The sequence below is a fragment of the Mycetohabitans sp. B46 genome (assembly GCF_037389205.1).
Lineage (GTDB): Bacteria > Pseudomonadota > Gammaproteobacteria > Burkholderiales > Burkholderiaceae > Mycetohabitans.
In genome coordinates this window covers 1-26,335 of record NZ_JADBGL010000005.1, presented here as the reverse complement: position 1 = coordinate 26,335, position 26,335 = coordinate 1, and the positions used below count along the sequence as shown (strand labels likewise).

Annotated in this window: 16 protein-coding genes, 2 pseudogenes and 1 riboswitch; of the genes and pseudogenes, 10 read left to right on the top strand and 8 right to left on the bottom strand. The window is 62.3% G+C overall.

What is annotated here, in order from left to right; all coding sequences use genetic code 11:
* Positions 1 to 5: 5 nt before the first annotated feature.
* Positions 6 to 2,099 (bottom strand): hydantoinase/oxoprolinase family protein, encoded by a 2,094-nt coding sequence (locus tag IHE30_RS06835; protein ID WP_337689642.1) that lies wholly within the window; start codon positions 2,097 to 2,099, stop codon positions 6 to 8.
* Between the two features lie 695 nt (positions 2,100 to 2,794).
* Here IHE30_RS06835 and IHE30_RS06830 point away from each other — a divergent pair.
* From IHE30_RS06830 to IHE30_RS06815, 4 genes are all read left to right on the top strand, one after another.
* Positions 2,795 to 4,231, top strand: a complete 1,437-nt coding sequence (locus tag IHE30_RS06830; RefSeq protein WP_337689641.1) for a cytochrome ubiquinol oxidase subunit I — start codon at positions 2,795 to 2,797, stop codon at positions 4,229 to 4,231.
* Positions 4,232 to 4,236: 5 nt separating this feature from the next.
* The gene (cydB, locus tag IHE30_RS06825) at positions 4,237 to 5,244 is read left to right on the top strand and encodes a cytochrome d ubiquinol oxidase subunit II (RefSeq protein ID WP_337689640.1); all 1,008 of its coding nucleotides are present in this window, start codon (positions 4,237 to 4,239) and stop codon (positions 5,242 to 5,244) included.
* On the top strand, positions 5,190 to 5,393 hold the full coding sequence (locus IHE30_RS06820; RefSeq protein ID WP_337689639.1) for a DUF2474 domain-containing protein: 204 nt from the start codon (positions 5,190 to 5,192) through the stop codon (positions 5,391 to 5,393). Before cydB ends, IHE30_RS06820 begins: the two co-directional genes overlap by 55 nt.
* 364 nt (positions 5,394 to 5,757) lie before the next feature.
* The gene (locus IHE30_RS06815) at positions 5,758 to 6,003 is read left to right on the top strand and encodes a hypothetical protein (RefSeq protein ID WP_337689638.1); all 246 of its coding nucleotides are present in this window, start codon (positions 5,758 to 5,760) and stop codon (positions 6,001 to 6,003) included.
* Positions 6,004 to 6,252: 249 nt separating this feature from the next.
* Here the strand turns inward: IHE30_RS06815 and IHE30_RS06810 are convergent, their stop codons facing one another.
* Both IHE30_RS06810 and IHE30_RS06805 read right to left on the bottom strand, forming a co-directional pair.
* A complete protein-coding gene (locus IHE30_RS06810) occupies positions 6,253 to 6,786 on the bottom strand; it encodes a ferritin-like domain-containing protein (RefSeq protein WP_337689637.1) in 534 nt (177 codons plus the stop codon).
* A 237-nt stretch (positions 6,787 to 7,023) separates the two neighbouring features.
* Positions 7,024 to 7,197, bottom strand: coding sequence for a DUF1328 domain-containing protein (locus IHE30_RS06805; RefSeq protein WP_337689636.1), 174 nt, complete (start codon positions 7,195 to 7,197; stop codon positions 7,024 to 7,026).
* A gap of 551 nt (positions 7,198 to 7,748) precedes the next feature.
* Positions 7,749 to 7,855, top strand: a riboswitch (TPP riboswitch).
* Between the two features lie 81 nt (positions 7,856 to 7,936).
* Between IHE30_RS06805 and thiC the strand changes: the two genes are divergently transcribed.
* The 5 genes from thiC (at position 7,937) to arfB (ending at position 12,731) form a co-directional block, all read left to right on the top strand.
* Positions 7,937 to 9,868: a phosphomethylpyrimidine synthase ThiC gene (gene thiC / locus IHE30_RS06800; RefSeq protein ID WP_337689635.1), complete on the top strand. Its 1,932-nt coding sequence runs from the start codon at positions 7,937 to 7,939 to the stop codon at positions 9,866 to 9,868.
* A 115-nt stretch (positions 9,869 to 9,983) separates the two neighbouring features.
* Entirely contained in the window at positions 9,984 to 10,196 is a 213-nt protein-coding gene (locus tag IHE30_RS06795; protein ID WP_337689634.1) for a glycine zipper 2TM domain-containing protein, read from the top strand.
* A gap of 302 nt (positions 10,197 to 10,498) precedes the next feature.
* A complete protein-coding gene (locus tag IHE30_RS06790; protein WP_337689633.1) occupies positions 10,499 to 11,419 on the top strand; it encodes a DMT family transporter in 921 nt (306 codons plus the stop codon).
* A 541-nt stretch (positions 11,420 to 11,960) separates the two neighbouring features.
* Positions 11,961 to 12,326: a hypothetical protein gene (locus tag IHE30_RS06780; protein ID WP_337689631.1), complete on the top strand. Its 366-nt coding sequence runs from the start codon at positions 11,961 to 11,963 to the stop codon at positions 12,324 to 12,326.
* 3 nt (positions 12,327 to 12,329) lie between these two features.
* The gene (gene arfB / locus IHE30_RS06775; protein WP_337689630.1) at positions 12,330 to 12,731 is read left to right on the top strand and encodes an alternative ribosome rescue aminoacyl-tRNA hydrolase ArfB; all 402 of its coding nucleotides are present in this window, start codon (positions 12,330 to 12,332) and stop codon (positions 12,729 to 12,731) included.
* A gap of 27 nt (positions 12,732 to 12,758) precedes the next feature.
* Here the strand turns inward: arfB and IHE30_RS06770 are convergent, their stop codons facing one another.
* From IHE30_RS06770 to recC, 3 genes and pseudogenes are all read right to left on the bottom strand, one after another.
* A complete protein-coding gene (locus tag IHE30_RS06770) occupies positions 12,759 to 14,810 on the bottom strand; it encodes an AAA family ATPase (RefSeq protein WP_337689629.1) in 2,052 nt (683 codons plus the stop codon).
* A gap of 44 nt (positions 14,811 to 14,854) precedes the next feature.
* Positions 14,855 to 18,591: pseudogene (gene recB / locus IHE30_RS06765) on the bottom strand (exodeoxyribonuclease V subunit beta).
* Complete coding sequence (recC, locus tag IHE30_RS06760) at positions 18,591 to 21,995, bottom strand: exodeoxyribonuclease V subunit gamma (RefSeq protein WP_337689809.1); 3,405 nt, start codon at positions 21,993 to 21,995, stop codon at positions 18,591 to 18,593. Before recC ends, recB begins: the two are co-directional and overlap by 1 nt.
* Before the next feature lie 297 nt (positions 21,996 to 22,292).
* Here recC and IHE30_RS06755 point away from each other — a divergent pair, with 297 nt between their 5' ends.
* The gene (locus IHE30_RS06755; RefSeq protein WP_337689628.1) at positions 22,293 to 24,713 is read left to right on the top strand and encodes an FUSC family protein; all 2,421 of its coding nucleotides are present in this window, start codon (positions 22,293 to 22,295) and stop codon (positions 24,711 to 24,713) included.
* A 131-nt stretch (positions 24,714 to 24,844) separates the two neighbouring features.
* On the opposite strand, the gene IHE30_RS06750 is transcribed toward IHE30_RS06755, so the two are convergent.
* Both IHE30_RS06750 and IHE30_RS06745 read right to left on the bottom strand, forming a co-directional pair.
* Positions 24,845 to 25,900: an ATP-binding response regulator gene (locus IHE30_RS06750; protein ID WP_337689627.1), complete on the bottom strand. Its 1,056-nt coding sequence runs from the start codon at positions 25,898 to 25,900 to the stop codon at positions 24,845 to 24,847.
* A gap of 22 nt (positions 25,901 to 25,922) precedes the next feature.
* Positions 25,923 to 26,309 (bottom strand): annotated as a pseudogene (locus tag IHE30_RS06745) (PAS domain-containing protein); the annotation flags it as partial.
* Between the last annotated feature and the right edge of the window lie 26 nt (positions 26,310 to 26,335).

The window sequence follows — 26,335 nt, the reverse complement described above, 5'->3', positions numbered from 1 at the left end:
ATGGCTCACACGGAAACGGTGACGTGAAGGTTGCCAAAGTGGTCCACGCTCACGGCGTTGTTTGGGTGGACCACGATGGTCGTGCCGGGGTCCTCGATCATCGCCGGACCGGCAAAGCGCATGCCGGGCTCGAGGCGTTCCGCATCGTAGACGATCGCTTCGTGCCGCCCTTCGAGCGCATAGTCGACGGTACGACGGCCTTTTGCCGCAGTCTGGACAGTGGCGCCGGTGACTGGCAGCTCGGCCAGGTTGAGCTTGCCGATTTCTGCCACGGCGACGATATGAAAGCCGACGATCTCCAGCGGGGCGTCCAACCGATAGGTGTACTGCTGCTCGTAACTGGCGTGAAAGCGGGCAGCGATATCGGCCCAGTGCGTGGCGACGCGCTCACCTTGCCGCAGCGGCACCTCGACCGCATGCTCCTGGTTCTGGTAGCGGATCTTGCAGTACAGGGCCAGTTCGATCGCGTCGGCACCGATGCCCTCGGTCGCGTACTGTGCCGTTGCATCATGCGACAGCTGCTCGAGCAGCGCTTGCGCACCGAGCGCCGCATCCGAACGATCCATCTCAAAGAGGCGATTGACGAAGCAGTCGCGACGCAGGTCGGACATCGTCATGCCCCACGCGGAAAAGACAGACGCGCCACGCGGAATCACCACCTTTTTCACACCTAGTTCCTGCGCGAGCGCAACGGCATGCATTGCGCCGCCGCCACCGAAGGCAAGCAGCGTGAAGTCACGCGGATCATGGCCCCGGCTGAGCGACACCAACTTCAGCGCATTCACCATGTTGTCGTTGGCGATCCGGATAATGCCGCGCGCGATCTCCTGCGGCGACAGCCGTAGCCGCTCGGTCAGTGGCGCCATGGCCCGAGCCACGGCGTTCATGTCGGCAACGAACGTACCGCCGCAGAAATAATCCTTATTGATGCGGTTCAGGATCAGATTCGCATCAGTGGTGGTCACGTTGGTGCCACCGCGACCGTAGGCTGCGGGGCCAGGCAATGCACCGGCCGATTGCGGGCCAACATGCAACTTGTCAAATTCGTCGATCCACGCGATCGAGCCGCCACCATTGCCGATCTCGACCAAATCGACCACGGGTACCATAATTGGATAGCCGGCATGCGTTTGGTCGCGCTCGATCCAGTAGTCCGTTTTAATGCAAATCTGCCCATCCTTAATCAGCGAGCACTTGGCCGTGGTACCGCCGATATCGAGTGCAAGCACATTGGGCTCGCCGATTAGACGGCCCAGTTCGGCCGCCCCCCAGAAGCCGCTGGCCGGCCCCGACTCCACCATCGTAATCGGGATTTCGCGGGCGTGAGCTACGGTGTCGACACCGCAGTTCGATTGCATCACGTAAAGCGGTGCCTGATAGCCATTCGATCGCAATCCGTCTTCGAGTCGCTGCAGATAGCGTGCGGCAATTGGCTGCACATAGGCGGACAGTACCACGGTACTGGAGCGCTCGTATTCTCGCCACTCGCGTGTGATCTGGTGCGATGCCACCGCCGACGCCTGCGGCCAGAGCCGACGCACTTCGGCCAGCACCGCTTGCTCGTGCGTCGGATTAGCATACGCATGCAGCAGGCAGATCGCAACTGCTTCCACCCCTTCGGCGCGAAATGTGTCGACGATGATGGGCAGGCCAGATAAATTTAGCGGCTCACGCTCGCTGCCATCGACACGCAGGCGCCCCGGTATTTCACGACGCAGGTAGCGCGGTACGAACGGCGCGGGCTTAACCCAACTTAGATTGAAGAAATCAGGCCGGTTGGCACGCGCAATTTCCAGCGTGTCGCCAAAGCCCTGCGTCGTAATAAGCCCCGTCTTGACGCCACGACGCTCGGTCAGCGCGTTGATTACTACGGTGGTGCCGTGTGCGAGGAAGGTGACAGCGCTCAAATCCACATCGGCCTTTTTTAATACGTCGAGGATGCCCTGCTCATAGTCAGGCGGCGTCGTGTCCGACTTGGCAGTCCGTACCGATTGCCGGCCCGTACCCGGATCAACCTCAAAGTACACCAGGTCGGTGAAAGTGCCACCGACGTCAGTAGCCACGCGAATCGTCTTGTTTATCTTGTTTAGTTTGCTCATCGCGTGTCTCCTTGCCACCGAAGGCCATCGCCCTATCCTTTGATGTGACGCGTGCCGGCTTTTTCAAACTGGCATCGACCGGATAGCATTGGCCATGCAGCGACTCGCCATTGAGACAGACTTGCGTTGCGTGGCGCCGGAACTGGCCCGGGTGACCCGGCGTCCACTAGAAGTGGTACGCGGCTGGACCGCCTGCTTATAAGCATAGAATGCATGCCAGAATTGTGGAGGCATTCAGGCGGATAGGGTTAAAAAGTGGCCGCTCAATCACATAAATTAGTGCCGTTGGCTCAAAAGTGTGCTCGATTGATGGCCCCTTCTGGGATATCCCACTATCCTTCGTATTCCTAATCCATGAAAATTCTTGGATCGCTTTGACCATTCAATGCAGCGCCTGCATCCCCCGACTATCGCGCTGCGATGCAGTGTCGTGAAGTTGGCGTTGGAGCAGTTCGCCGAATAATGAAGCCAGCGAACCCGGAAAGTCCGCGTCGAAGACACCGCGCAAACCATAGCCGGGCGCATTGCAGAGGTCATTCGGCGTAGGGCATCGTTGATCGCATTGACGGAACGCGATGCCTGATCGGATACTCGCGCTGCTTAGCGATGTCGATCGCGGGACGCGGGCACGAGATCTGCTAAGCGAAGACGCGGCGTCCAACCGCGGACGTCGTTGCCGCGATGGAGGAACCCGCATGTCAGGCTTGTCCGCGCTAGATTTGGCGCGCTTTCAGTTTGCTTTTACGATCGCTTTCCATATTCTCTTTCCCACCATCACGATTGGCCTGGCGAGCTATCTGGCCGTGCTCGAAGGATGCTGGCTGCGCACGCGCAACACCGTCTACCGCGACCTGTATCAATTCTGGGTCAAGGTCTTTGCCGTCAACTTCGGCATGGGCGTGGTGTCGGGCATCGTCATGGCTTATCAGTTCGGCACCAACTGGGCGGGTTTTTCGCGCTTTGCCGGCGGCGTGACCGGCCCGCTGCTCGCCTACGAGGTACTCACCGCGTTCTTCCTCGAAGCGGGATTCCTCGGCGTCATGCTGTTCGGCTGGAATAAGGTCGGACCGGGATTGCATTTCCTGTCAACCATCATGGTCGCCATCGGGACACTGATTTCAACGACATGGATCCTGGCCTCGAACAGCTGGATGCAAACCCCGCAGGGGTATCAGATCATCGACGGGCGCGTCGTGCCAGTCCACTGGTTACAAGTCATCGCCAATCCGTCGTTCCCGTACCGCCTCGTGCACATGAGTCTGGCCGCGTTTCTGGCCACTGCGTTGTTCGTGGCCGCATCGGCCGCCTGGCACTTACTGCGCGGCCACGACAATGCGGCAATCCGCAAGATGCTATCAATGGCGATGGGCATGATATTGATCGTCGCGCCAATCCAGGCCGTGGTGGGCGACGCACACGGGCTCAACACGCTGGAGCATCAGCCCGCCAAGCTGGCTGCCATCGAGGGTCACTGGGAGAACCGTGGCAACGAAGCCGTGCCGCTGATCGTCTTCGGCTGGCCCGACATGCAACGTGAGCAGACCCGTTATGCGCTCGAGATCCCGCACTTGGGGAGCCTGATTCTGACGCATAGCTGGGACAAGCAATTCCAAGGCTTGAAGGCGTTTCCCCCAGACGAGCGGCCGAATTCGACCGTGGTGTTCTGGACCTTTCGCGCGATGGTTGTCCTCGGACTGTTGATGATTGCGCTGGGCGCATGGAGCCTGTTCTTGCGCCGCCGCGCACGCCTATACCACTGTCGGGCATTCCTGCGCTGCACGTTGGTGATGGGGCCGGCCGGGCTGGCCGCCGTGCTCGCAGGTTGGCTGACCACGGAAATTGGTCGGCAGCCTTGGGTCGTGTATGGCCTGCTGCGAACCACCGACGCGGTGACGCCGCATCCAGCGCCGGAAATACTGCTGTCGGTGGTGCTGTTCGTGGTGTCATATTGTTTCGTGTTCGGGGCGGGGCTGGCCTATATCCTGCGGCTAATCCGTCAGGGCCCCCGGCCGCAACCCGATGCCGGGCCACCCACGGGCGGCCCGGGACAGCGGCACACCCCGGCGCGACCACTGTCCGCCGCGTACGAGGATGAGCATCGAACGGCCAAGACGGGCGACGCCGGGAGATAACGACGATGGGTTTCGACATTTCACTGGTCTGGGCCGTGATCATCTTTGCCGGCGTGATGATGTATGTCGTGACAGATGGATTCGATCTGGGTATCGGCCTACTCTTTCCCTTCGTTTCCAACCGCGCGGAGCGTGACTTGATGATGAACAGCGTCGCGCCGGTTTGGGACGGCAATGAGACCTGGCTGGTACTCGGCGGCGCCGGGCTGCTGGCCGCATTTCCACAAGCCTATGCGATTTTGCTGAGCGCGTTGTATCTGCCGCTGATTTTTATGTTGCTCGGCCTGATCTTTCGTGGCGTGGCATTCGAGTTCCGTTTCAAGGCCAACGATCGCGAGCGCCCCATCTGGGATATCGCATTCATGGCCGGCTCGTTGCTCGCGTCGTTCTTCCAGGGCGTAGCGCTGGGTGCGTATATCGACGGCGTGAAGGTCGATGGCGATGCATTCGCTGGCGGCGCCCTCGATTGGGTCAAGCCGTTTGCGCTTTTTTGCGGGCTCGGCGTGGTCGTGATCTATGCGTTGCTGGGCGCGACATGGCTGATTATGAAAACCGAACATGCGTTGCAACGTACGATGATCGGCGTGGCGCGGCGACTCGCATGGCTCGTGCTCGCTGCGATCGCGATCGTCAGCATCTGGACGCCGATCGCCCATCCACACATCGCCCAGCGCTGGTTTACCCTGCCTAACCTGCTTTGGTTCTGCTCCGTCCCGTTGCTGGTGCTGCTTTGCGTTTATGCTCTCCAACGCTCGCTGAACCACGCGCCACACGCCGGTCCATTCCTGTGCTCGCTGGCGCTAATGTTCCTGGGCTACACCGGGCTGGCAATCAGCATCTGGCCGAATATCGTGCCACCGTCGCTGTCGATCTGGGACGCGGCCGGCCCGTTGCAGAGTCAGGGCTTTACCCTGCTCGGCACGCTGTTCATCATCCCGTTCATCCTCGGCTACACAACATGGTCATACTATGTGTTCCGAGGCAAGGTACACCCCGGCGAGCACTACCATTAATGCAAAAATCTCCTCCTAGAAACCGCGTGCCGACCTGGGCTACGCGACTAGCTTGGCTGATCGCGCTGTGGACGGCTAGCGTCGCCACGCTGGCCGTTGTCGCTGGTGTGTTGCGCGTTGTGATGCACGCAGCCGGGTTATCCACCTAAATTGGCCAACAGCCGCGCACACCGTCACCGCTGCGCATCATTACAAATGCAATACCGACAGACATAGATAGTGGTTGGCAAGACAATGCGGCTCGTGCAGTCGCCATCTAAAAACATTGATCGCGCCTGTGCGGCCAACGCATCAAACTGTTCGTGACGGAATGGGTGAAGCTGGCCGACCTCTGTCGACGATGACGGTCAAAGCTCAGGTCTCGAAGCCAATGTGGTCCGGATCCGGCCCGATCAACTCGCGTTTTTCACTATATTTTGCCATCCTAACAAGCTTTATTATAGGCAGCTGTGCGCGCTCCGGCCCTCGCCAGAGAAGATTAACAACGCGGTATGCTTCAACGCGTTATTCGACGTGCTGAATTCGGATCGTACGCTATGGGTGGATATGACGGCGCAGGTCGCCATCCTGCTCGGCGACGCTAGCGGTGGCGACGTGCTCACGGGCTGGACCGTGGGCGGCGGCCGCGTCGCTTACCTGCGAGCAAGCCTGACCGTGGCGATCGGGCTTGTTGCGGCATCGTTCGTGATCTTCAGGTTGTCGCCTTCGAGCTTGATCGGGCTCGTGCTGAATGTGATCATGCTGGACGTCGGCGCGTAAACGGTCCAGGTCTCGAATCAATCGGGGATCGACACGCTGTGGCCCAACGCGCGCAACCGCGCCAATACCGCCATAAAGTCAGCTCTTTCATTAGCGGTGCAGGCGATTGGGCGCTGGGCTCGCCGGCGTGTCACCAGCAGGGTTAGCTCGGCGTTGAACTTGTTTTCGGACTGTCCACCGCGCTGGCCGCCATGGTCCATTGGCGCGGCGGACAGCGACGTGCGCCGGCCGCATGAAGCGGCCAGTGCGTTAGTCGCGCTCCGCGAGCAAGTCAGCCATATCGTCCGCGTGCTCCTCTTCGACCGCCAGGATTTCCTCGAAAATACGACGCGTGGTCGGGTCCTTGTCGCCAATGTACTTGACGATCTCGCGGTAGGTGTCGATCGCGATGCGCTCCGCAACCAGGTTCTCTCGAATCATCTCGGTCAGCGTCTCGCCTTCCACATACTCGGAGTGCGAGCGGCTGGCCAGCCCGGCCGGCGCAAAATCGGGCGACCCGCCCAACTGCACGATGCGCTGCGCCAACTGATCCGCATGCTGCTGCTCCTCGGCCGCATGCTGCGCGAACTCGTCGGCCACCGCTTCCGAGTTGATCCCTTTTGCCATGAAATAGTGCCGCTTGTAGCGCAGCGTGCAGACTAGCTCCGTGGCCAACGCGTCATTAAGCAGCTTTAGGATCGTGTCGCGATCCGCGCTGTAGGTCGACGTCACGGGGCCCTCGTCCATGTGCTGGCGAGCGCGCTCGCGGATTGTCTCCAGGTCGAGTCTAAAGGTGTCTGTCATTGCAACCTCCCTAAGTGACCGTCATGCCCTCATCCCGTCGATCAACAAACTGACGACGGACATGACATCAAAAACATAAAACAAGATTTTGCTCGGTCCGCGCGCCACGCATGGCCAAGCCGGCCAACCTCGATGCGCAGGTCATCACAGCCGCGGCAAGCAGAAACACGGCTGCGTCGCGCAGCATCGCGGCCCTTTATCTACGCGCATGATACGCTCGTCGTTCGCGTATAGCGGCTAGATCATCTTCCTCGCGACAAACACACCGATCAGCAGGCACACCACGCACAGGACAACGAAGATGAAGAACAGAAACTTCGCAATCGCGGCCGCGCCCGTGGCAATACCGCTGAATCCAAGCAATCCGGCGATGATGGCGACAATCGCAAAGAATAACGCCCACTTCAACATGATCGCGACCTCCATAGCAAGCGCCGGGATTCGGCAACGAGTGCCATTATAGCAAAAGACATGCCAGATTTGTCACCTCCGACCCCGGCATCGCGCTGTCCGATAATCCGTCGTCTTCCTAAAATCAAGGGCTTAGAACCATTTACCGAACGGTGGTACGACGCACCGATGTAGGGTGCTCAGACCAGCGAAGCCGCCACTTTCTTTCATGCAATGAGTAAGCCTTACCCCAATTGACTGGAACCGCTGGATACTGAAATCGCTGGAATGGGTCGGCGACCTTGAAAAACTGCGGACCATGGGATGCGTGCACACGAGGCTAGAAGGCGGGCGTTGGCACGCGCTCGAGTAGGCGGCTGACTTCCGCCAGCGCGCACGTGGCAGCGTGGACCCGATCGTCCCAGGCGGTATCTCGTTAAATCGACAGGGATAATCGACCGGGATGTCTGTTGCTTATCGGCAGTACGCTGAATAGCGCGCTCGACATGCGCGCTCACCGCCGGCTCACCGGACAGCGGTTGCCAAACGCCCCTGAACCAGTGTATCTTGAACTTGCTACGCGGGGGTCCTGCTTGCGCACCATCGCCAAGCGGGTGAGAAACACCCTTTGAACCTGATCTGGGTAATGCCAGCGCAGGGAAGCGTCCGGGGTCGATCAACGATGTCGCCGCAATCCACCCCGCTCCACCGCTTCTCCGGTCTCCCGTGTCCCGTTGCCTTTGCCCACAGGAGACATTCGATGGTTGCCAATCCCAAGTTTCTGTCCGAGTCCGCACGCGTGGATGATGCCGCAGTCGCACCGCTGCCGAATTCCCGCAAAATTTATGTGACCGGCTCCCGGCCCGACCTACGGGTTCCGATGCGCGAAATCAGCCAGGCGGACACGCCGACCGGCTTCGGTGGTGAGAAAAACCCGCCAATCACGGTCTATGACACGTCCGGTCCCTATACCGACCCCGACGCCAAAATCGACATCCGTGCCGGCCTGCCCGCGCTGCGCGAGACTTGGATCGAGGAGCGCGACGATACTGAGCGACTGGAAGGGCTTTCGAGCCAGTACGGCCAGGCCCGCGCGGCCGACCCGGGCACCGCGCCCCTACGCTTTCCTGGCCTGCATCGCGCGCCGCGGCGGGCCAAAGCCGGCGCCAACGTGACCCAAATGCACTACGCTCGCCGCGGCATCATCACGCCGGAAATGGAGTTCATTGCGATTCGCGAAAACCAGCGTCGCCATGAATATCTGGAAAGTCTGCGCAACAGCGGACCACAGGGCGCCAAGCTGGCCGAACTGATCGGCCGGCAGCACCGTGGCAACGCATTCGGCGCGGCGGCATTCAGTGGCGCCCAGGCCCGCGAAATCACCCCTGAATTTGTGCGTGATGAAGTCGCGCGCGGTCGCGCGATCATTCCGGCCAACATCAATCATCCCGAATCCGAGCCGATGATCATCGGCCGCAACTTCCTGGTGAAGATCAATGCAAACATCGGCAATTCCGCTGTTACGTCATCGATCGGCGAGGAAGTCGACAAGATGACGTGGGCGATCCGCTGGGGCGGCGATACCGTAATGGACTTGTCCACCGGCAAGAACATCCACGAGACGCGCGAGTGGATCATTCGCAACAGCCCGGTGCCGATCGGTACTGTGCCAATCTACCAGGCACTGGAAAAAGTCCACGGCAAGGCGGAGGAACTGACCTGGGAAATCTTCCGCGACACGCTGATCGAGCAGGCCGAGCAAGGCGTCGACTATTTCACGATTCATGCCGGCGTGCTGCTGCGCTATGTACCGATGACGGCGAACCGCATGACGGGGATTGTCTCGCGCGGTGGCTCGATCATGGCCAAGTGGTGTCTTGCCCATCACCGCGAGAGCTTTCTGTACGAACATTTTGAAGACATTTGCGAGATCATGAAGGCGTACGACGTGAGCTTCTCACTAGGCGACGGGTTGCGGCCGGGCTCGGTCTACGATGCCAACGACGAGGCGCAGCTCGCCGAACTCAAAACGCTGGGCGAGTTGACACAGATTGCGTGGAAGCACGATGTGCAGACGATGATCGAAGGCCCGGGGCACGTGCCGATGCAGTTGATCCAAGAAAACATGGACTTGCAATTGGAATGGTGCAACGAGGCGCCGTTTTATACGCTCGGGCCGTTGACCACCGACATCGCACCGGGATACGACCATATCACCTCGGGCATCGGTGCGGCGATGATCGGCTGGTTCGGCACCGCGATGCTGTGCTACGTGACGCCGAAGGAACACCTGGGGTTGCCGAACAAAGACGATGTCAAGGAAGGCATCATCACGTACAAGCTTGCCGCGCACGCTGCCGACCTTGCGAAGGGGCATCCCGGCGCGCAAATGCGTGACAACGCGTTGTCGAAAGCCCGCTTCGAGTTCCGTTGGGAGGATCAGTTCAACCTCGGACTCGACCCTGATAAGGCGCGCGAATTCCACGACGAGACCCTGCCGAAGGATTCCGCAAAAGTTGCCCACTTTTGCTCGATGTGCGGCCCCCATTTCTGTTCGATGAAGATCACGCAGGACGTGCGCGAGTTTGCCGAGAAGCAAGGTGTGGGCGAAGTGGAGGCGCTGCGCAAGGGCATGGAAGTCAAGGCGATCGAGTTCAAGCAGTCAGGCGCCGAGATCTACCAGAAACAGTAAAGTAACATTGGCTTACAAAAGCGACGAATTGCCTACAAAACCGCAACATCTTGAAACGTATCGATCGCGTACTATCGAATTGGGTCGGCAATCAACACAACGAGGAGTCACGATCATGAATTCGGTCAAGCGTATCGGCGCCGCGGCGCTCGCCACCGCGCTGCTGGCGAGCCTGGCGGCGTGTGACGGGATGACCACGCGCCAGCGCAACACCGCGATCGGCGCGGGCGTAGGTGGCGTCGCTGGGGCGGCAGTCGGCGGCAACGCGCTGTCGACGCTGGGCGGCGCAGCCGTCGGCGGCATCATCGGCAACCAGGTCGGCAAGTAAGCCTTCGACGTGCCCGCCCGACGTCGCGCCGGGCGCGCGGCGCCCCTTGTTGTCCCGCTACGCACTTCACCACCGGATGGCTTGCTCTGCTCGTCGCGACTCTATGGGCCAAGCATTCGGCCGCGCCACGGCCGCGCGGGCTGACTGCGCCCTTCTCCACGCTACAGTCCACGCAAATCCATTGCCTTGCCCCAGGGCAAAACCCCTCCACCATAAGCGAAGTGCTGCAATAACGATTGGAACACTATTCCCAGCGCGGCCGCCAGGGTTTAGAGTAATAGGCGTTTTTTTTGATTCTGCCTATGACAGCCCGCAACCTTTTTCATCTCCTTGTGCTTGCCGCACTGTGGGGCGCCTCGTTTCTCTTCATTCGGATCGGGGTAACCGAATTCGGCGTCGCACCGCTGATGGCACTACGTGTGTCGATCGGCGCGGTGTTCCTGGTCGCGCTGCTGGTGGCACAAAAGGGTTTGTCCGGCGCGTGGCATGGCGCGCGCCGCAAATGGTGGCCATTGTTCGTCGTCGGCGTATTGAATTCAGCCGCGCCATTTTGCCTGGTTGCCTATGCCGCACTCACGCTGTCGGCCGGATTAGCTTCGGTGATTAACGCGACGACGCCATTGTGGGGCGCCCTGATCGCATTCGTTTGGCTCGGTGACCGGCTCAGCGGCATGCGCACCGCCGGGCTCGCGCTCGGCTTCGCGGGCGTGGTACTACTGGTTTGGGATCAGATCACGGCGCCGGTAGGCGCGAACGGCACGCCGGTACCGGCGGCCACCACAACACTCGCCGCAGGCGCGGCGCTCGGTGCCACGGCACTATACGGTGTGGCGGCGAACTACACCAAACAGTACCTGTCCGGCGTGGACTCGTTAACCGTGGCGGGCGGCAGCATGGTTGGCGCGTCCATCGCCCTGCTGCCGCTGGCCGCGTGGTGCTGGCCTGCCGCCCCGATCTCGACGCATGCGTGGCTCGCGGTGCTGGCGCTCGGCGTCGCGTGCACGGGGATCGCGCACAGCCTCTACTTCCATTTGCTGGCCACGGCCGGCCCGGCCCGCGCGATGACGGTGACGTTCGTGGTACCGGTGTTCGGTATTCTGTGGGGCGCGCTGTTCCTCGCGGAATCCGTGTCGATGCGGATGCTCGAGGGATGCGGGGTCGTGCTGATCGGCACCGCGCTCGCCGCCGGCTTCATTAAGCGGTTACGCGCGCAGACATCGTAACGCCTGGCGCAGGCTCGCCAATCCGCGGCAAGACCCTATTGCGGCTGCGCGCGGCCCACTGCTGAAATGGGGCACCGTTTCGAAGGACGCGTTTGGGGACGCGTCGTTTGAGACTTGCATGCGTTATCCGGCAATCACGCTACTGGCCCCGAGCCAGCGAATTCGCTCGGATACAGCCGGCTAGCTCAGATGAATGCGCCGTCCGACCTCAGCATGCAAAATACGGGCGTCCTGCTGCAGCAGTTCGAGAATCCAAAAATCCTACTGATCGAACTAGGCATTCATGATGCTGCGACCCAAAGAAATGCGGGTCGTCCATCAGGCAAAATGCGGGTCGTCCATCAGGCAGCCAGCATTACGCGCGAGATATGCGCGAGCAAAGCGAAAAGCGGACTGACATCCGGCTGCTGGAACAAGAGCCGTGGCGACAGATCCCACGCCGCACGCCCCATGCAAACTCGCGACAAGGTTTCTACCGGCAGTGGCGGAGCGTCGCGGTTGTTAGCGCGATACTATTCAACATGGCAAGGCTTCGAAGAACATGATGCGACGTAGCGGCATGACACACACCGGGATAGTGACGATTGCGCCCGACGGAGCCGGTGCGGCGCCGACTCACCCGCTGCGCGCGCATGGCGTCAACTTACTGTTGCAACCCGATCCGCGCAGTATCCATGGCGGCGCGCCGAGCTGGATCGCCCAATACGGCGAGCTGACGCTACGCTCGGTATTCCAGCCGGTCATGTCGATGACGCCTACGCGTATCATTGGCTATGAGGCCCTGGTACACCGCAACGTCGGCGCCGACGCAATTACCCCCGATGAGTGGCTAACGCGGGCGATTCAAACCGGCGTCCATGATGCGATACCGGCTGCACTGGCTGGGGCTGGTACGGGCAGACACTGAACCATGCACAAACTTGTCATTCCCGACCACGAAATCACCATGACGGCAGTGCGAGCACAAGGCGCAGGCGGGCAAAACGTCAATAAGGTATCCAGTGCGATCCATTTACGGTTTTCGATTCGATCTTCATCGCTGCCCGAAAGGGTCAAGATGCGCTTGCTCGCACTGAATGACAACCGCATTACGCGCGACGGAATCATCGTCATCAAGGCGCAATCCTATCGGACACAGGAGTTGAACCGTGCCGAAGCACTCGCACGGCTGCACGAGCTAATCGAACGCGCCAATACCCCCCGTCGGCCCCGCCGGGCAACCCAGCCAACGCTGGCGTCGCGGAGGCGCAGGCTCGACGCGAAGACACGCCGTGGCGAAGTCAAGGCCGGTAGACGGCCGGTGATCGACTAAGCACAACGGCGCAACAAGCTCGCAACTTTACCGTGACAAGGCGATTTCGCACCGTGCACGCGCCGCAGCGTATCGTAACCGCGCCGACAGCCCAGTATCGCGGCGGGTCGGCGTGCCAATGGCCTGTGCCAGCACCGCGCGCGTGCCGATAATCGTGATTTGGGCCCGCGCGCGGGTCACAGCCGTGTAAATCAACTCTCGCGACAACGCCCGGCTGAACGTAGGCGGCAACACCAACGCAGCCCGTTCGAATTCCGAACCCTGTGACTTGTGGACCGTAAGCGCGAATGCCGTATCGTGCGACGGCAGCATCGCGGGTGACACGCTCCGGCGCTGCCCGGCACGCTGTTCGAAAACCACCCGCAGCGCGCCGTCGCCGGCCGGCAGCGCGATGCCGATGTCGCCATTGAATAGGCCGAGTGCATAGTCGTTGCGCGTGACGATGACCGGACGGCCGGCGAACCACCGGGCGGCCGGTGCGAGCGGCAAGCGGGCGACCCGACGCAGCTCAGCGCTGATCCACTCGTTCAACGCCTCGACGCCATGCGGGCCGGCGCGAACCGCGCACAGCACACGGAATGCATTGAGCGCATCGAACAGTGCGCCGGCCTGCGGCTCGTGCCGCTGCAGCATCCCAGCCAGCAGATTGGCATAGCGTGCGAAACCCCGCGCGATGTATTCGCGTGCCGCGTGTCCAAGTGCCGGCCCGCCGTCATCGATGAAGTAGGCGGGCGCGCGATCGTCTGCCGCGTCGAGCACACCGAGCGCGTTCTCAGGCAAACCGTCGCGGATGGCACTGGAGAGCTGTCCAATCGGGGAATCAAGGCCGAACCGATAGTTGGTCTGCAACCACACGACGCAATTGGCAAGCGCAGCGGGCTGTGCACCGTCGGCCGCACGTGCCATGTCGTTCGACGCTGGCTCGACAATATCCGCCGCTCCATCTGGCAGATTGTCGTCGGCGAACAGATCGCGCTGTGCAGGCGCTGAGGTATCGAACAACGCGCGATAACCCGCCCCGTCCGATAGCGGATCAGCGTACTCACATTGGGGCAAGCCACCGCGAACATGCGCAGCGAGCGCGTTGCGCAATGTATCGACCGTGCAGCCAAGCGCCTGCGCGATACGCTCGGCACGTTGTCCAACATAGCAGGGATGCGCACTCAGTTCGGCGAACACCGCCCCCGCGTCGACTGCAGCCAATTGATCCTTGTCACCCAGCAGGATCAATCGGGCACGCGGTGCGACAGCGTCCACCAACCGGCTTGCCAGCGCGACGTCGATCATCGAAGCTTCGTCAACGACGATGACATCATACGGCAAAGGATTGCGCCGATGATGGCGAAAACCCCTGTCCGGTGTACTACCCAGCAATCGATGCAGCGTATACGACGCGGTCGGCAGCTTGGCGGCGATATCGTGAGCCAACCGATCGGCGCGCGACGCCAATGCCTCCAGCATGCGCTGTGCTGCCTTGCCAGTGGGCGCCGCCAGCGCGATGCGCAGATCCGGTTTGGCATCGAGCAAACAGGCCAGCACGCCGACGACCGTGGTCGTCTTACCCGTGCCTGGTCCACCGCTAACAATCGTCAGTTGCCCGGACAAGGCAACAGCCGCCGCGACGCGCTGCCAGTCGAGGTCACTGCCGCTCGCCTCGCCAAAATAGCGGGTCAGTACGTTACGCCACCGCTGCGCGTCATCGAACGACGCATCATCCAATTCCGCCCGCGCGTGCACGTTCAGTGCATTGGCAAGCCCACGCTCGAATTCGTAATAGCGTGCGAGATACAGTCGGTCATCGAGGTCGATCACCAGCGGCAAACGGGGCGCCGGCTCGTCGTCATCGATGCGCGTGGCAACGCCGCTTGCAAGCAGTGACGCGCGGACTGTGTCGGACGGCTGCCCGAGTTGCCGCGCAAGCACTGCCAGCTCGATGCAGACATGTCCGTTTGCAATGGCCGCGCTAACCATCGCGGCGGCGGCCGCAGCGACGCGTACATCGCCGGCGGCTGCCCCCAAGCTTTGCGCAAGCGCACCGATCCGGCGCGAGAACCCCTGGGCCAATATGATGTCAGTCATCACGGCCCTCCACCCAAGCCAGGCATGCTCCGCGCCCACTGAAATCAAGCATGGCCGCCCCCCGCTGAAAACAGTGCGTCGAACGCATCGACGGCGGCGCGCGTCGGCCTGAATCGTTCGATGCCGGCACCAGGCCAATCCGGCCGCACGCCTCGCAAAAATAGATACAGGCTTGCACCGAAATGAGTGTCATAGTCGTAATTCGGCAGGCGCGCCTGCAGATATCGGTGCAGCGCAATCGTATAGATCAGCGCCTGCAACCGGTATGCATGGGCATCCATCGCGGCTGATAGCGCATGCGCGCGATACGCGTGCGACGAGTTGCCAAGATAGTTCGATTTCCAGTCGATAATCCAAAATCGGCCGCGGAACTCGACCACGGCATCGATAAACCCCTTTAGATACCCGTGCAATACGCCATCGTCGAGGACCATGCCGGCGATGCCGTGCGCCTCTAGCATTGTCGCAAACCGGCGCATATCGAGTGACGCAACCGGAAAGACAAATTCGAGTTCGGTCAACCGACGCGATGGATCCAACTCGCCAAGCATGAAGTCCGCTTCGAGCGGAGTATGCGCAAGATCCCGCAACAGGCGCGTCATCATCGCACTGAGCCGCTCCGTGCTCAACTCGCGCGAACTCACCGGCTGCTCGGTCAGCGCCTGCAAGATGGCAGTCGGCCAGCTCGAAGGATCGCGCAGATCCGCAAGCTCCAACAGCCGATGCAAACAGTCGCCCGCGGCCGGCCCCCGGGGGAAATGCAGGATGTCGTCGTCACGCAGCTCGGGCGGCGCACTAGTTGGCATCGGTTCTAAGTCTGCTGCAATCGCCTGCGCATCGGCCTGAGCGACATCGTCGTCGTGATCAGGTCGCGCGTGCAACACATCGTCGATATCCGGTAACGACCGTTGTCGCGTTGAGGCGAGCGAGCTGAAACTCGCGATCCGCCAGGCGTCGAAGAGACGGCGCGCCGGCACGCGTGCGTGCACGTCCACGTGTGCGACGCATCAGGTGGAGGCAACGGATCACGTCGGACCACGGTCGGTAGCGGCACGACGACGACGCCCTCGTCGTCGCCCGGCAACGCGCGCCAGCATGCCGCCAACGCGGCAGTCTCAGGTGGCGCATCCAACCATGCGTCGAAATGTATCGATCCGCCGGCAACGAGCCAGTTCAGCACACTTTGACGCGCCTCCTTCGTCGATGCATAGGCGCCGCTCGTGTAGATCCCCGCCACGAGATAGCACCGATACACGGCACGCGTGAGCGCGACATAGATCAGGCGAGCACGCTCGGCCGCCTGTTCACGCATCACGCCTCGATCGATGCGCTGCGCCTCGTCGCCATCGCAGCCGAAGTGCAGCACGGCAAGTCCATCCTCACGATGGTACTCGCGCGCCGCCGGCAACGCAGCGGACGGGGGCCCGGCACGCAATGCACCGTTGGTCAGGAACGGGCAGAACACCACGGGGTACTCCAGTCCCTTGGACTTGTGGATCGTCACAATCTGGACCAGATTTCGGTCTGATTCGAGCCGCAATTGCGTCTCGTCGCCGACGCCGGGATTCGCACGCTGCGCACTCAGCCAGCATAGCGTTGGCGCAATACCGGGATGTTCGCTGTCGCGAGCCTGGATCAGTTCGGCCAGGTGATTCACGTCGGTGAGCCGGCGTTCACCGTCGTCTGCACTCGCCAGGCGCTGCGCAATGCGCAGTTCGCGCATCACGATGCGCCACATCGGCGCAAAGCCGCGCTCGTGCCAAAGCAACCGATAGCCCGCAAACCGCTCCACCCACGATGCCGAGTCCAGCTCCGATGGCACCGGCTCGCATCGGCCAGCCGCGGCAGCGGCTGGCTCACCTTGCTCGATGGACCATAATGCCGCCGCGTCCAAACCGATCCAGTCCGTGGCCAATGCCGCTCGCAAGCGTCGTAGGTCCCCCGGCGTGTCGATCGCCAACAGGAGGCGTTCGAATTGCTCCGCGTCGATTGATGCGAACACCGAGGCTTGGGCAAGCTCCACGCTGCCAATGCCCCATCCGCGCAATACCCGTTTCATCAACATACCCTGCCGATGCGCTTGCACGAGCACGGCGATATTCGCCGGAGCGAGCGGCTCGGTGCCAATCGTCGCATCGCCCGCCCGCGCGTCGCGCATGAGCCGTGCGATCTCTGCCGCACACGCCTCAGCGGCTGCGCGCTCGGCATCCCGCTTGCTCAGTGGCGCGTGGTCCGGCAGCCACCATACTCTCAGGGCCGCCCCCCTGCCATCGCTTGCGCCGAGCGGGTCGTGCCGGTCGGCAAATGCCGGTCGCGACCTCATGGCGGCGCGCACCGGGTGGTAGTCGAGCCCATCGAGCACAAAAGCACGCGGGTTGGCACCGAACAACTGATTGCACGCAGCGATCAGTGCAGGATCGGACCGTTGATTGACGGCCAACGTGTAGCGGGCGCTGGCATGGGCACGCGCGTCCAGGTACGTATGCAAATCGGCGGCGCGAAAACTGTAGATCGCCTGCTTCGGGTCGCCAACGAGGAACAAGGGGCCCTTCGGCGCAAAAATTTGGTTAAAGATTGCGAACTGCAGCGGGTCCGTGTCCTGGAACTCATCGATCAGCACTGCAGGATAGCGCTCACGCAACGCATCGGCGAGCCAAGGGTGCGCATGCAGCGCATGATACAAATTGGCCAGCAGGTCATCAAACGACATGATCCGCGCGGTGCGCTTGCGTTCAGCAACGCTCAAGGGCCCGACACGCAGCCACTCGCGCACCAGCGCAAACCAACGACGCAAATGCATCGCTTGCTCTTCACGGAGCGCGGCCACCAACGCGTCCGCGCAGTCGAAGAACGGGTGTGCCGGCGGCTGGCATTGGACCTTGGTGGCAGCGGTCAGCGACGACGAAGTCAACTTCAACGCGTCCTTCGGAACCGGCGCATAGCGGTCGCCGCGCACAAAAAATCGCTCCCACGCCGCCAGCGCGGCTTGCACTTGAGCCGGCTTGTGCGTGCGTCGGTTCAACTGGGTGGCACAGTCGGCGAGCCGCTGCGCGATCTGCTCTCGCTCGGCGCGCCATAGGTTCTCGGCGCGGCCAAAATGATCGATCGCCGTATCGACCGTCGCATCACACGTTGGGTCGGTCCATACGAGTTCGGCCAATGGCTTTTTCAGACGTTGCGCGAGCAGCGCCTGCAGCACAGTGGGTCCAGCGCCTTGCGCAACGAGCCAGTGTGCGAATCCCGGCGTGCGTGCCGCTTCCGGTTCAACGCGCTCGCGCCAGAACTGCGCGGCGACATCGAAGCGCAGCGTGGTGTCGTCGGCTTCGGTCTCGAGCGCGAACGGCATCGCAGCCGCAAACGGCGCTTCTTGCAACGCACGTTGGCAGAACGCATGAATTGTATGAATTGCAGCCTGATCGAAACCATGCAACGCGCGCCGGATTCGCTTCAGCGCACGCTGCGTGGCCGTTTCCGGCACGTCGCCATTGACGATCCGCCCGATTAACCCAGTCACGAACGGGTCGTCCAGCGCGGCGCCATGCGCGAGCGCCTGCTCGAGTTGCATCAGACGCGCCCGGATTCGCTCGTGCAGCTCCGCAGTGGCCGCTTTCGTAAAGGTCACGACTAGGATCTGATCCGCTTGCAAGTCCTTTTCGAGCAACAGGCGTAGATAGAGCGCACAGATATTCCAAGTCTTGCCGGTGCCGGCGGAGGCCTCGATCTGCGTCACGCCATCGAGCGCGCACGCGAAGACGTCAAGCTCAAGCACGTCGGAGTTCATCAGGCATCCTCCGCCGGCTGCAGGTGCGCGAGCAGCGGTTCGAACACCGTCCTAGCAATGGCGACAAAGGTATCGTCCAATGTCATCGGCGTGCCGCGCAACGCGAGCTGGATCGCTGGATCATCGATCTCGCCGCCCGTACGTTCGTTCGACCACGCGTTGCGGGCTGCGGACTCGCTTTGCGACACGAGTAACCAAGCGCTTTTCGGAAAGAAACGCAACGGCGCGCGTAACCCGGCACGATACAGCGCAAGCAGCTCACCCAGGTACGCGTGCGGGTCCCGTGGCGTCGTGAGCACGAAGCGCTCGTCATCGCCGATCCACAGCGTCTGGCGAGAGGCGTGCGGACGTGCGGCACACCAGCACAAATGGCGCAGCCACGCATCGAGGTAATCACGAGCGGTCGGCCTGGCATAGCGGTAGAGTACCAATTCATCACGTGTCACACCGTCCAGCACGCCGGTCAACACCGTCGGCAACAGCACCGTCCCGCGCCACGCCGGCACCCGGTCCAGTAACGTCGATACGGACTCCAGCCGCTCAGGCCAGCGCGGGGTAACGTGGATCGAAAATTCGACCGGTTCGAGTCCGGTGCCAACCTGCCCCCGGATGTGCTCGGCCAGCTTGCTCAACGCCACTACCTCACGCTCGTGTATCGCACGTCCGGTTGCGCCGCCTGGCAATTCGGGGATCGCACGCGCGATTTCATGGGCCCGCTCGGCGTATGCCGATGACTCCACCAGCAACGGCAGCAAGCGCCCGGCGAGCGCATCGCGCCCCGCATAGTCGAACTCATACGGCTCGGTGTCGGGCAATGGGGCCTGCGCACGATGCAGCACGATACCCAGTCGTTCGCGCAGCAGCGCGCGTTGCGGATGACGCCAGAATCGCGTCAATTCATCCAACTCGATCGTCTCACGCCTATCGGGAGGCAGCGCGACGCTAAAAAACGGCGGCATGGCGTCCGCCTCCATTCGCCGTGTTGGATCGGCAAGCGCCGCGGCCACTTGCGCGCGATCCGCATCGTAGGTCAACAACGGGCCCTGCATCGAAAAATACGGCAGCGCGAACGGCTGCAACGGATGCTCCGTGACAAAACTGCGCCGCGCCAGTGCAATTTCGTCGAGGCTCGCATCTTCGCCCGCCTTCAACGACGCAAGGTGATCAAGCAGCTCGGCCACCAGCGCCGATGGCGGCAACTCGGCATTGTCGCGGATATTGCGGCCGGTATAGCTGAGTAGCAAAGTATCGCGTGCGGCCAACATGAGGTCCAGGAACAAGTTGCGCTCGTCATCGCGACGTTGCCGGTCGCCGGGTTGCGCAAACGCGGCCATCAAGTCGAACTCATCCGCACGCGCGCGCGTGGGCAACACGCCATCGTCGATACCCGCCATGCAAACGACACGGAACGGCACGCCTCGCAGGCTGGACAGCGGCGATATGGTCACCGCGCCAGACGGAACCCCACCGCGCGCCGGATCGTCGAGCACGGACAATAACGCCGTACGCAACACCGCCGCATGCAACGGTGTATGCGGCGCACCGGCTTCGATTTGTACGAAGAGCGCATCGAGTGCGTCGCGCAGCTCGCTCAATGAATCAGCATCCGGGCCGCGGGCATCGAAGAACTGCTCAAGCGCGGCGAGTAGCACATTACGCCACTGCGCAACCGTATGCGGTGTCGCGCACGCAAGCGCGAATGCATCAAGCTCGTCGACGAATTGCGCAAGCCGCCCAAGCAGCATGGCGTCGGCGCCGGTGGATGCCGCCACCGGCAACCAGTCGCCGACAGGCAGTGCATCGTCCGGCATCGCGTAGCCAAGAAACAGCCGCGTCAAAGCATCAGCAAACGTATGGCGAGCGCGGGGCGCGTCAAGATCGCGCTGCTCACGCGGCGCAAACGAACGGCGCGCACCGGCGTGCGCCAACCACCCTTGCACGGTGTCCAGCGCTACCGGATCGATGTCATAGCGTGCCGCAATCGCATCCACGCGTAGCCATTCGACCAGCGCGGAAGCGTTGACGTCACGCTCCGCCAGGGCCAACCAGTCCAGCAGCGTGCGCGCGAGCGGATTGGCTTGGGATGGCGGCAAGCCAGTGACGCGATACGGAATGCGGCGCGGGTCGCTCGGCGGCATCGCACCGAACACCGCGTCCACGATCGGCGCGGCAGCAATCAGGTCGGGCACCGCGATCAGTACGTCGGCTGGCGTCAAACTCGGATCCGCATCGAATTCGGCCAGCAGCCGGTCATGGAGCACTTCGAACTGCCGCGCCAGGCTGTGACAGACGTGAACCTCGATGCCGTCGCGCGCAGGCGGTGGCGACGGCGACACCGGATGCTCGAGCGACAGGATCGCATTTTGCACGACAGCGAGCCAGCTGCACGCCGGGGCCTCGACGAATTCGCTGCTCTCACCCGCCACCGCACCCTCGGTATGCTCATGAAGCAACGCGAGTTGCGCTTGTGTCTGCCGTCCCCACTCGGCCAGCAGTGGGTGCCCGACCGTCTGATAGTCGAGTTGCCCCGCCGCATCCAGCGCGTCGGCATGTCGTTGCGTAACGATGTCGAACCAATACTCGCGGCATGGATTGAGTGCATAGATCCGCACGTCGATCCAGCGCGACAACTCGCGCAGCAACTGCACATGCAGTGGTGGCATCGTCGGCAACGCGAATACGCTGACCTGCGCCGGCCAGTCCGCGCGCGCGATGTCGTCCAGATCCAATTGCGATGCGATTGATAGAAACCGGTACGCGGGCGGCGACATCCGTTCGGGCGCCTCGGCGCCAGCATCGTGCCCGCCGGCCAGTTCGTCCAGCACGTCGCGCCACAATTGTGCTTGCCAGGCCTCATCGGCGCGCTGTATCGGCGTCGCGCCGGCCAACCGTGGCGCGCCGCCCGGCTGGTGGCGCGGCGCGAAAATCGACTCGCCTGCCAGCCACTGGGCAAGCCAATGCGGACGATACGTCAGATAATGATCGAAAACGCAGGCGATGCGACGCGCCAGATCGAACGTCATCGCAGGATCCGCCGCCGACAGGTACGCGTCCAGTCGTGTCGAGGACACCTGGCCGTCGCCATCGCGCACCGTGTCACGCTGCGCAAGCCGCCGGTAAAGCCGCCATGCGAGCCGCTCCGGCGCGAACGGCGATTCGCGCGGCACGTCGATGGCGTCGACGCGCGCGATCTGTGCCCATAGCCACTGCGCAAGATAGCAAAATTCGACATTCGCGCACAGGCCAAACCGATCGGCATAGTCTAGTTCGAGCCGTCGGCGCACCGCAGTATTCGGCACGATGATCGGCTGCGGCCGCCACAGGTCGCCACCGATGCGCGCGAGGTCGCCCAACAGCGCCGCGGCAAGCGTCTCATAGCGGTTCGAGTAAAACAGTTCAAGCATGAAGCGGCGGATGAAGATCGCGACGCGTGACGGCCACATGGTCGCCCCGTCGTCAGTGAAAGACCCAAGCATAACAAAGCGCCCGCCGCACGCGAACCCGGCCGTTCGGCCTATTGTGCGCGACGGGCCCGCGGCGCTACGCTGTCCCGGTACGTTATCGGGCTGCGGGCCGGACGCCTGGCCGCCGGCGCCCCACGGAAAAATGTGATGGTACACACGCGCATGACTTCCGGCGGGTGCGAAAAACATCGGTGAAGTGCGCTAGACTCGCAGCATTGTGTGCCCACCCAAGCGTCGATGCGATACTCGATCGAAATCAAGAAATTCCTATACAGTCAGTATTTCTACGGTGGGCTTCGGATCGCGACCGGCATCTCGCTGCCGGCAGTGGTGTTGCTCGTCGTCTTTCACAATCGGGAGCTTGGCTTCACGATTTCGACCGGCGCACTGGGCGCATGCGTGGTCGATATGCCCGGGCCCCTGAAGTACAAGCACAACGAGATGCTCGCGTGCAGCATAATCGGGTTCTTCTCGGCGCTGGCCACCGGCATCGCGACCGCTCACCCGCTATCGCTGTGGCTGACGGTCGTACCGTTGACTTTCGTGCTGTCCTTGATCGTCGTCTACGGGAACAAGTGGCCGCAGATCAGCTTCGCGACGCTGTTCATGATGGTGGTGACGCTGGAGGAGCGCTTTACGCCGCTCCAGGCACTGGCCAATGCCGGTTGGATCCTGGCCGGCGGAATCTGGTACACGTACTGGTCGACGTTCGTGTCACGCTGGCAAATCCACCGGATCGAGCAACAGGCGATCGCCGAAAGTGTGTTCGCGTGCGCCGACTACTTACGCGCGCGCGCCCGTTTCTACGATCCGGCGCATGATCTGGATGAGTGCAACAGGCAACTGGTGGACAAGCAGGTGTTGGCCGTGGATCGGCAAGAGGCGGCACGCGACATCGTCCTGCGCAACTTGCCGAAGCTGCGCAGCGGGCAGCTCGACGCGCACCGCACGATGTTGTTCAATTTGTTCATCAATACGGTCGACCTGCACGAACTGTTTGTCGGTGCACACGTCGATCACGCGATGATCCGCGCGACCTTCGGTGGCTCGGACTTGATGATATTTTTTCGCGATCTGATCGAGAAGGCCGCGACCGACCTGGAGGACGTCGGGCTGGCCGTGCTACAGGATCGCCCGTCGGCACAGCGGATCAACGCGAAAGCGGAGCTGCGCGCGATCGAGTACGAGATCGAGTTGATGCGCAAGAAGGCCTTGCCGACCACCCATCCGGAGGCGTACTCGACGATCGTGTCGGCATTCCGGCGCGTCTGGAGCGCACAGCGACTGATCGAGCGCATGCACCGCAACACGCGCGTGGATATCAGCGCGCAAGACACGGAGATGCGAATCGACCAAGCGCTGTCGCGCTTCCTGTCGAGTCGACGCGTGCCGTGGATGCAGATCTTCTCGAATCTGACCATGTCTTCGCCGAGTTTCCGGCACGCGTTGCGCGTCACCGTTGCGGTGGCGATCGGCTTGTGGCTCGGCCGCCTGCTGCCGCTCACCAATGCGTACTGGATTGTGATGACGACCATCATCATCCTGAAGCCTGGCTACTCGCTCACCAAGCAACGCAATACGCAGCGGATCATCGGTACCACGATCGGCTGCGCGGCGAGCATTGCGCTGATTCTATCTGTGAAGGAGCCGCCGCTGCTGCTGGCTGTCATGTTCGCCAGCATGGTGATGAGCTACAGCCTGCTGCTGTTCAACTACACGGCCAGCGTCGTATTCACGTCGTCATATGTCCTGTTGATGTTCCACATGCTGGCACCCGGTAGCCTGCGCATCATCGGCGAACGCGCGATCGATACGGTGCTAGGCTGTGCGATTGCAATCGCCGCGAGCCACCTGTTTCCCTACTGGGAATACCGGCTGATGGGCAAACTCGTCAACGGCTTGCTCAGCGCCACCCGGCAATACCTGGAAATCTGCTGGTATGCGGGCAAATCGCGGACCGCAGCCGGCAGTGCAACGGACCAGGTTAAGCCACCCCCATCGGATCCGGCCGCGCCCGCGGACAAGAAGGGCAAGAGTAAGGAGACCAGCGCACTGGTTTCCAGCGCAACCGTGCAATCGACGTCGGCGGCCAGCGCAGCCGCGTCGGCGATCGACAGCGACATCCGTTACCGGCTCGCGCGTAAGAATGTGCATATTGCATTCGCCAACGTCGGGCAGGCATTGCAGCGCATGTTGCTCGAACCGAAGTCCGCGCAACGCTATGTCGCTGAGTTGAACGATTTGCTGGTGCGGGTGCACGCGTTGACGGCACAGATCACCGCGTCTGCGCCGCTAATGATGACGCTGTCACAGTCGCCGGCCCGCACGGCTGGAATCGTGGGGGCCGCCGGATGGGGCACCCAGCCCGTACCGGTCGTCGATGCGCAAGCGCTTGCGCCACTGCGCAAGGCGCTAGGCATCGTCCATGATAATCTGGTACAGGCCGAAGCGGGCGTCGCACCCCCTCCCGAGCAAACAAGCATCGTCAAACAGTTGAATCGTGAACTGGACCAGATGGTCGTCGATGCGGAACGCACGCGCAACGAATCGTCCGACGTGGCGCATGAGCTTAGGGGATTGGCATACCAATGCAAGCAGATGGTGGGCGCATCGTTCCTTATCCGCAAGGATGCGAGCGTCATCAAGTTGCCGACATAGGCATCGGCGCTGTTCCAACATAGGCGTCGGTGCCGCTAATGGCTCCGGGGCGCCGGCATGGCTCTGCCGCCATGCCTGGCCGCGCTCGGCACCCGCATCGAGCCTGATAGCTGATACGCAGGCAGCGTCGGCTACGCGCGGCCCGCCGGCGGCGCGCGGCCAACCAGCGATGCGATCGCCAACAGCAGATCGGCCGGATCGACGGGCTTGGCTAAGTGCGTCTGAAAGCCGGCCATCAGTGCGCGCCGGCGATCATCGCCGCGGACCCGGCCGGACAATGCCGCGGCCGGCGTCATCCCGCCTCGTGCCGCCTCGCGCTCGCGCAACTGGGCGATAAATGCGAAGCCGTCTTCCTCCGGCATGCCCAAATCGCTGATGACGACATCGGGCGTGCCGTCGTCGAAGACCTGCCACGCATCGCGCACAGACGCCACCGCGCTCACCTGCGCGCCGCGCTCCTCGAGCACGCGGTGCACGAGTTCGCGAGCATCGGCTTCATCTTCGACCACTAGCACATGAACACCGTCCAGGCGCGGTAGCACCGTATCCGGCTGCGCGCTGATCGGTGCCACTGCGCCGCGGCGCGTGTCAGCGCCGGTCGTCACCGTGGGTAGCGTCACCGTAAATGTCGCGCCGCGCTGCTCGCCGTCACTGGCCGCGGTGATATGGCCCCCATGCATCTCGACCAATTCCTTAACGATCGACAAGCCCAGCCCCAGGCCGCCAAACTGGCGTGTGGTACTCGCGTCCTCCTGTCGGAAACGCTCAAATACGTGCGGCAGGAATGCTTCGCGGATACCGCAGCCGGTATCGCTGACGACCAGTCGCGCCTCGCCGTCGCCGCTGGTCAGTGTGACCGCCACCCTTCCACGCCGGGGCGTGAACTTGATCGCATTGGTCAGCAGATTCCAAATGATCTGCTGCAACCGAGCGGGATCACCATTGACCACTGCCGGCGCGCCGAGCACCGGCATGACGCGAAGCTCCTTCGCGTCGGCTGCTAGCTGCACGGTCGCGATCACGTCGGTGATCACATCGACCAGTTCGACGCGCTGCACATTGAGCCGCACCTTGCCGGCCATGATGCGCGACATGTCTAGCAGATCGTCGATCATCTGCGATTGCAGCCGCGCATTGCGGTGGATCACCTGCAAGCCCTTCTCGACGCGAGCGGGATCGGCCGTCACGCAGCAGCAACTGGGCCCATCCGACGATGGCATTCAGCGGCGTGCGCAGTTCGTGCGACAGCGTGGCGACGAACTCGTCCTTGAGCCTGGATGCCCGCTCCGCTTCCGAGCGAGCCTGCCGCTCGTTTGCGAGCAAATGCTCACGCTCCTGCGCAGCTAGCTTCTGATCGTCGATGTCGGTTGACGTGCCAAACCACTTGCTCCCCGGCCGCCACCTCCAGCAGCGGTACAGCGCGGCCCGGGTCTTGAACCAGCGCCATGCGCCGTCGGCGGCCCGCAGCCGATGTTCGACATCGTAATCGCTGCTATCGCGCAAAGCGTCGGCCCAACGCTGTACGGTACGCTCGAGATCCTCAGGATGAACCAATGCATCCGGCCACACGTGGCCAAGCAGCGAAGGCGCATCCATACCCGTGTAGGACAGCAACTGCTTGG

Coding starts and splice junctions, on each gene's coding strand:
- IHE30_RS06805 (WP_337689636.1), bottom strand. CDS start 7,197: ATGTTGAAGTGGGCGTTATTCTTTGCGATTGTCGCCATCATCGCCGGA.
- IHE30_RS06770 (WP_337689629.1), bottom strand. CDS start 14,810: ATGACTGACATCATATTGGCCCAGGGGTTCTCGCGCCGGATCGGTGCG.
- IHE30_RS06830 (WP_337689641.1), top strand. CDS start 2,795: ATGTCAGGCTTGTCCGCGCTAGATTTGGCGCGCTTTCAGTTTGCTTTT.
- arfB (WP_337689630.1), top strand. CDS start 12,330: ATGCACAAACTTGTCATTCCCGACCACGAAATCACCATGACGGCAGTG.
- recC (WP_337689809.1), bottom strand. CDS start 21,995: ATGCTTGAACTGTTTTACTCGAACCGCTATGAGACGCTTGCCGCGGCG.
- IHE30_RS06835 (WP_337689642.1), bottom strand. CDS start 2,099: ATGAGCAAACTAAACAAGATAAACAAGACGATTCGCGTGGCTACTGAC.
- IHE30_RS06755 (WP_337689628.1), top strand. CDS start 22,293: ATGCGATACTCGATCGAAATCAAGAAATTCCTATACAGTCAGTATTTC.
- IHE30_RS06810 (WP_337689637.1), bottom strand. CDS start 6,786: ATGACAGACACCTTTAGACTCGACCTGGAGACAATCCGCGAGCGCGCT.
- IHE30_RS06820 (WP_337689639.1), top strand. CDS start 5,190: ATGGTCATACTATGTGTTCCGAGGCAAGGTACACCCCGGCGAGCACTA.
- thiC (WP_337689635.1), top strand. CDS start 7,937: ATGGTTGCCAATCCCAAGTTTCTGTCCGAGTCCGCACGCGTGGATGAT.
- cydB (WP_337689640.1), top strand. CDS start 4,237: ATGGGTTTCGACATTTCACTGGTCTGGGCCGTGATCATCTTTGCCGGC.
- IHE30_RS06790 (WP_337689633.1), top strand. CDS start 10,499: ATGACAGCCCGCAACCTTTTTCATCTCCTTGTGCTTGCCGCACTGTGG.
- IHE30_RS06780 (WP_337689631.1), top strand. CDS start 11,961: ATGATGCGACGTAGCGGCATGACACACACCGGGATAGTGACGATTGCG.
- IHE30_RS06795 (WP_337689634.1), top strand. CDS start 9,984: ATGAATTCGGTCAAGCGTATCGGCGCCGCGGCGCTCGCCACCGCGCTG.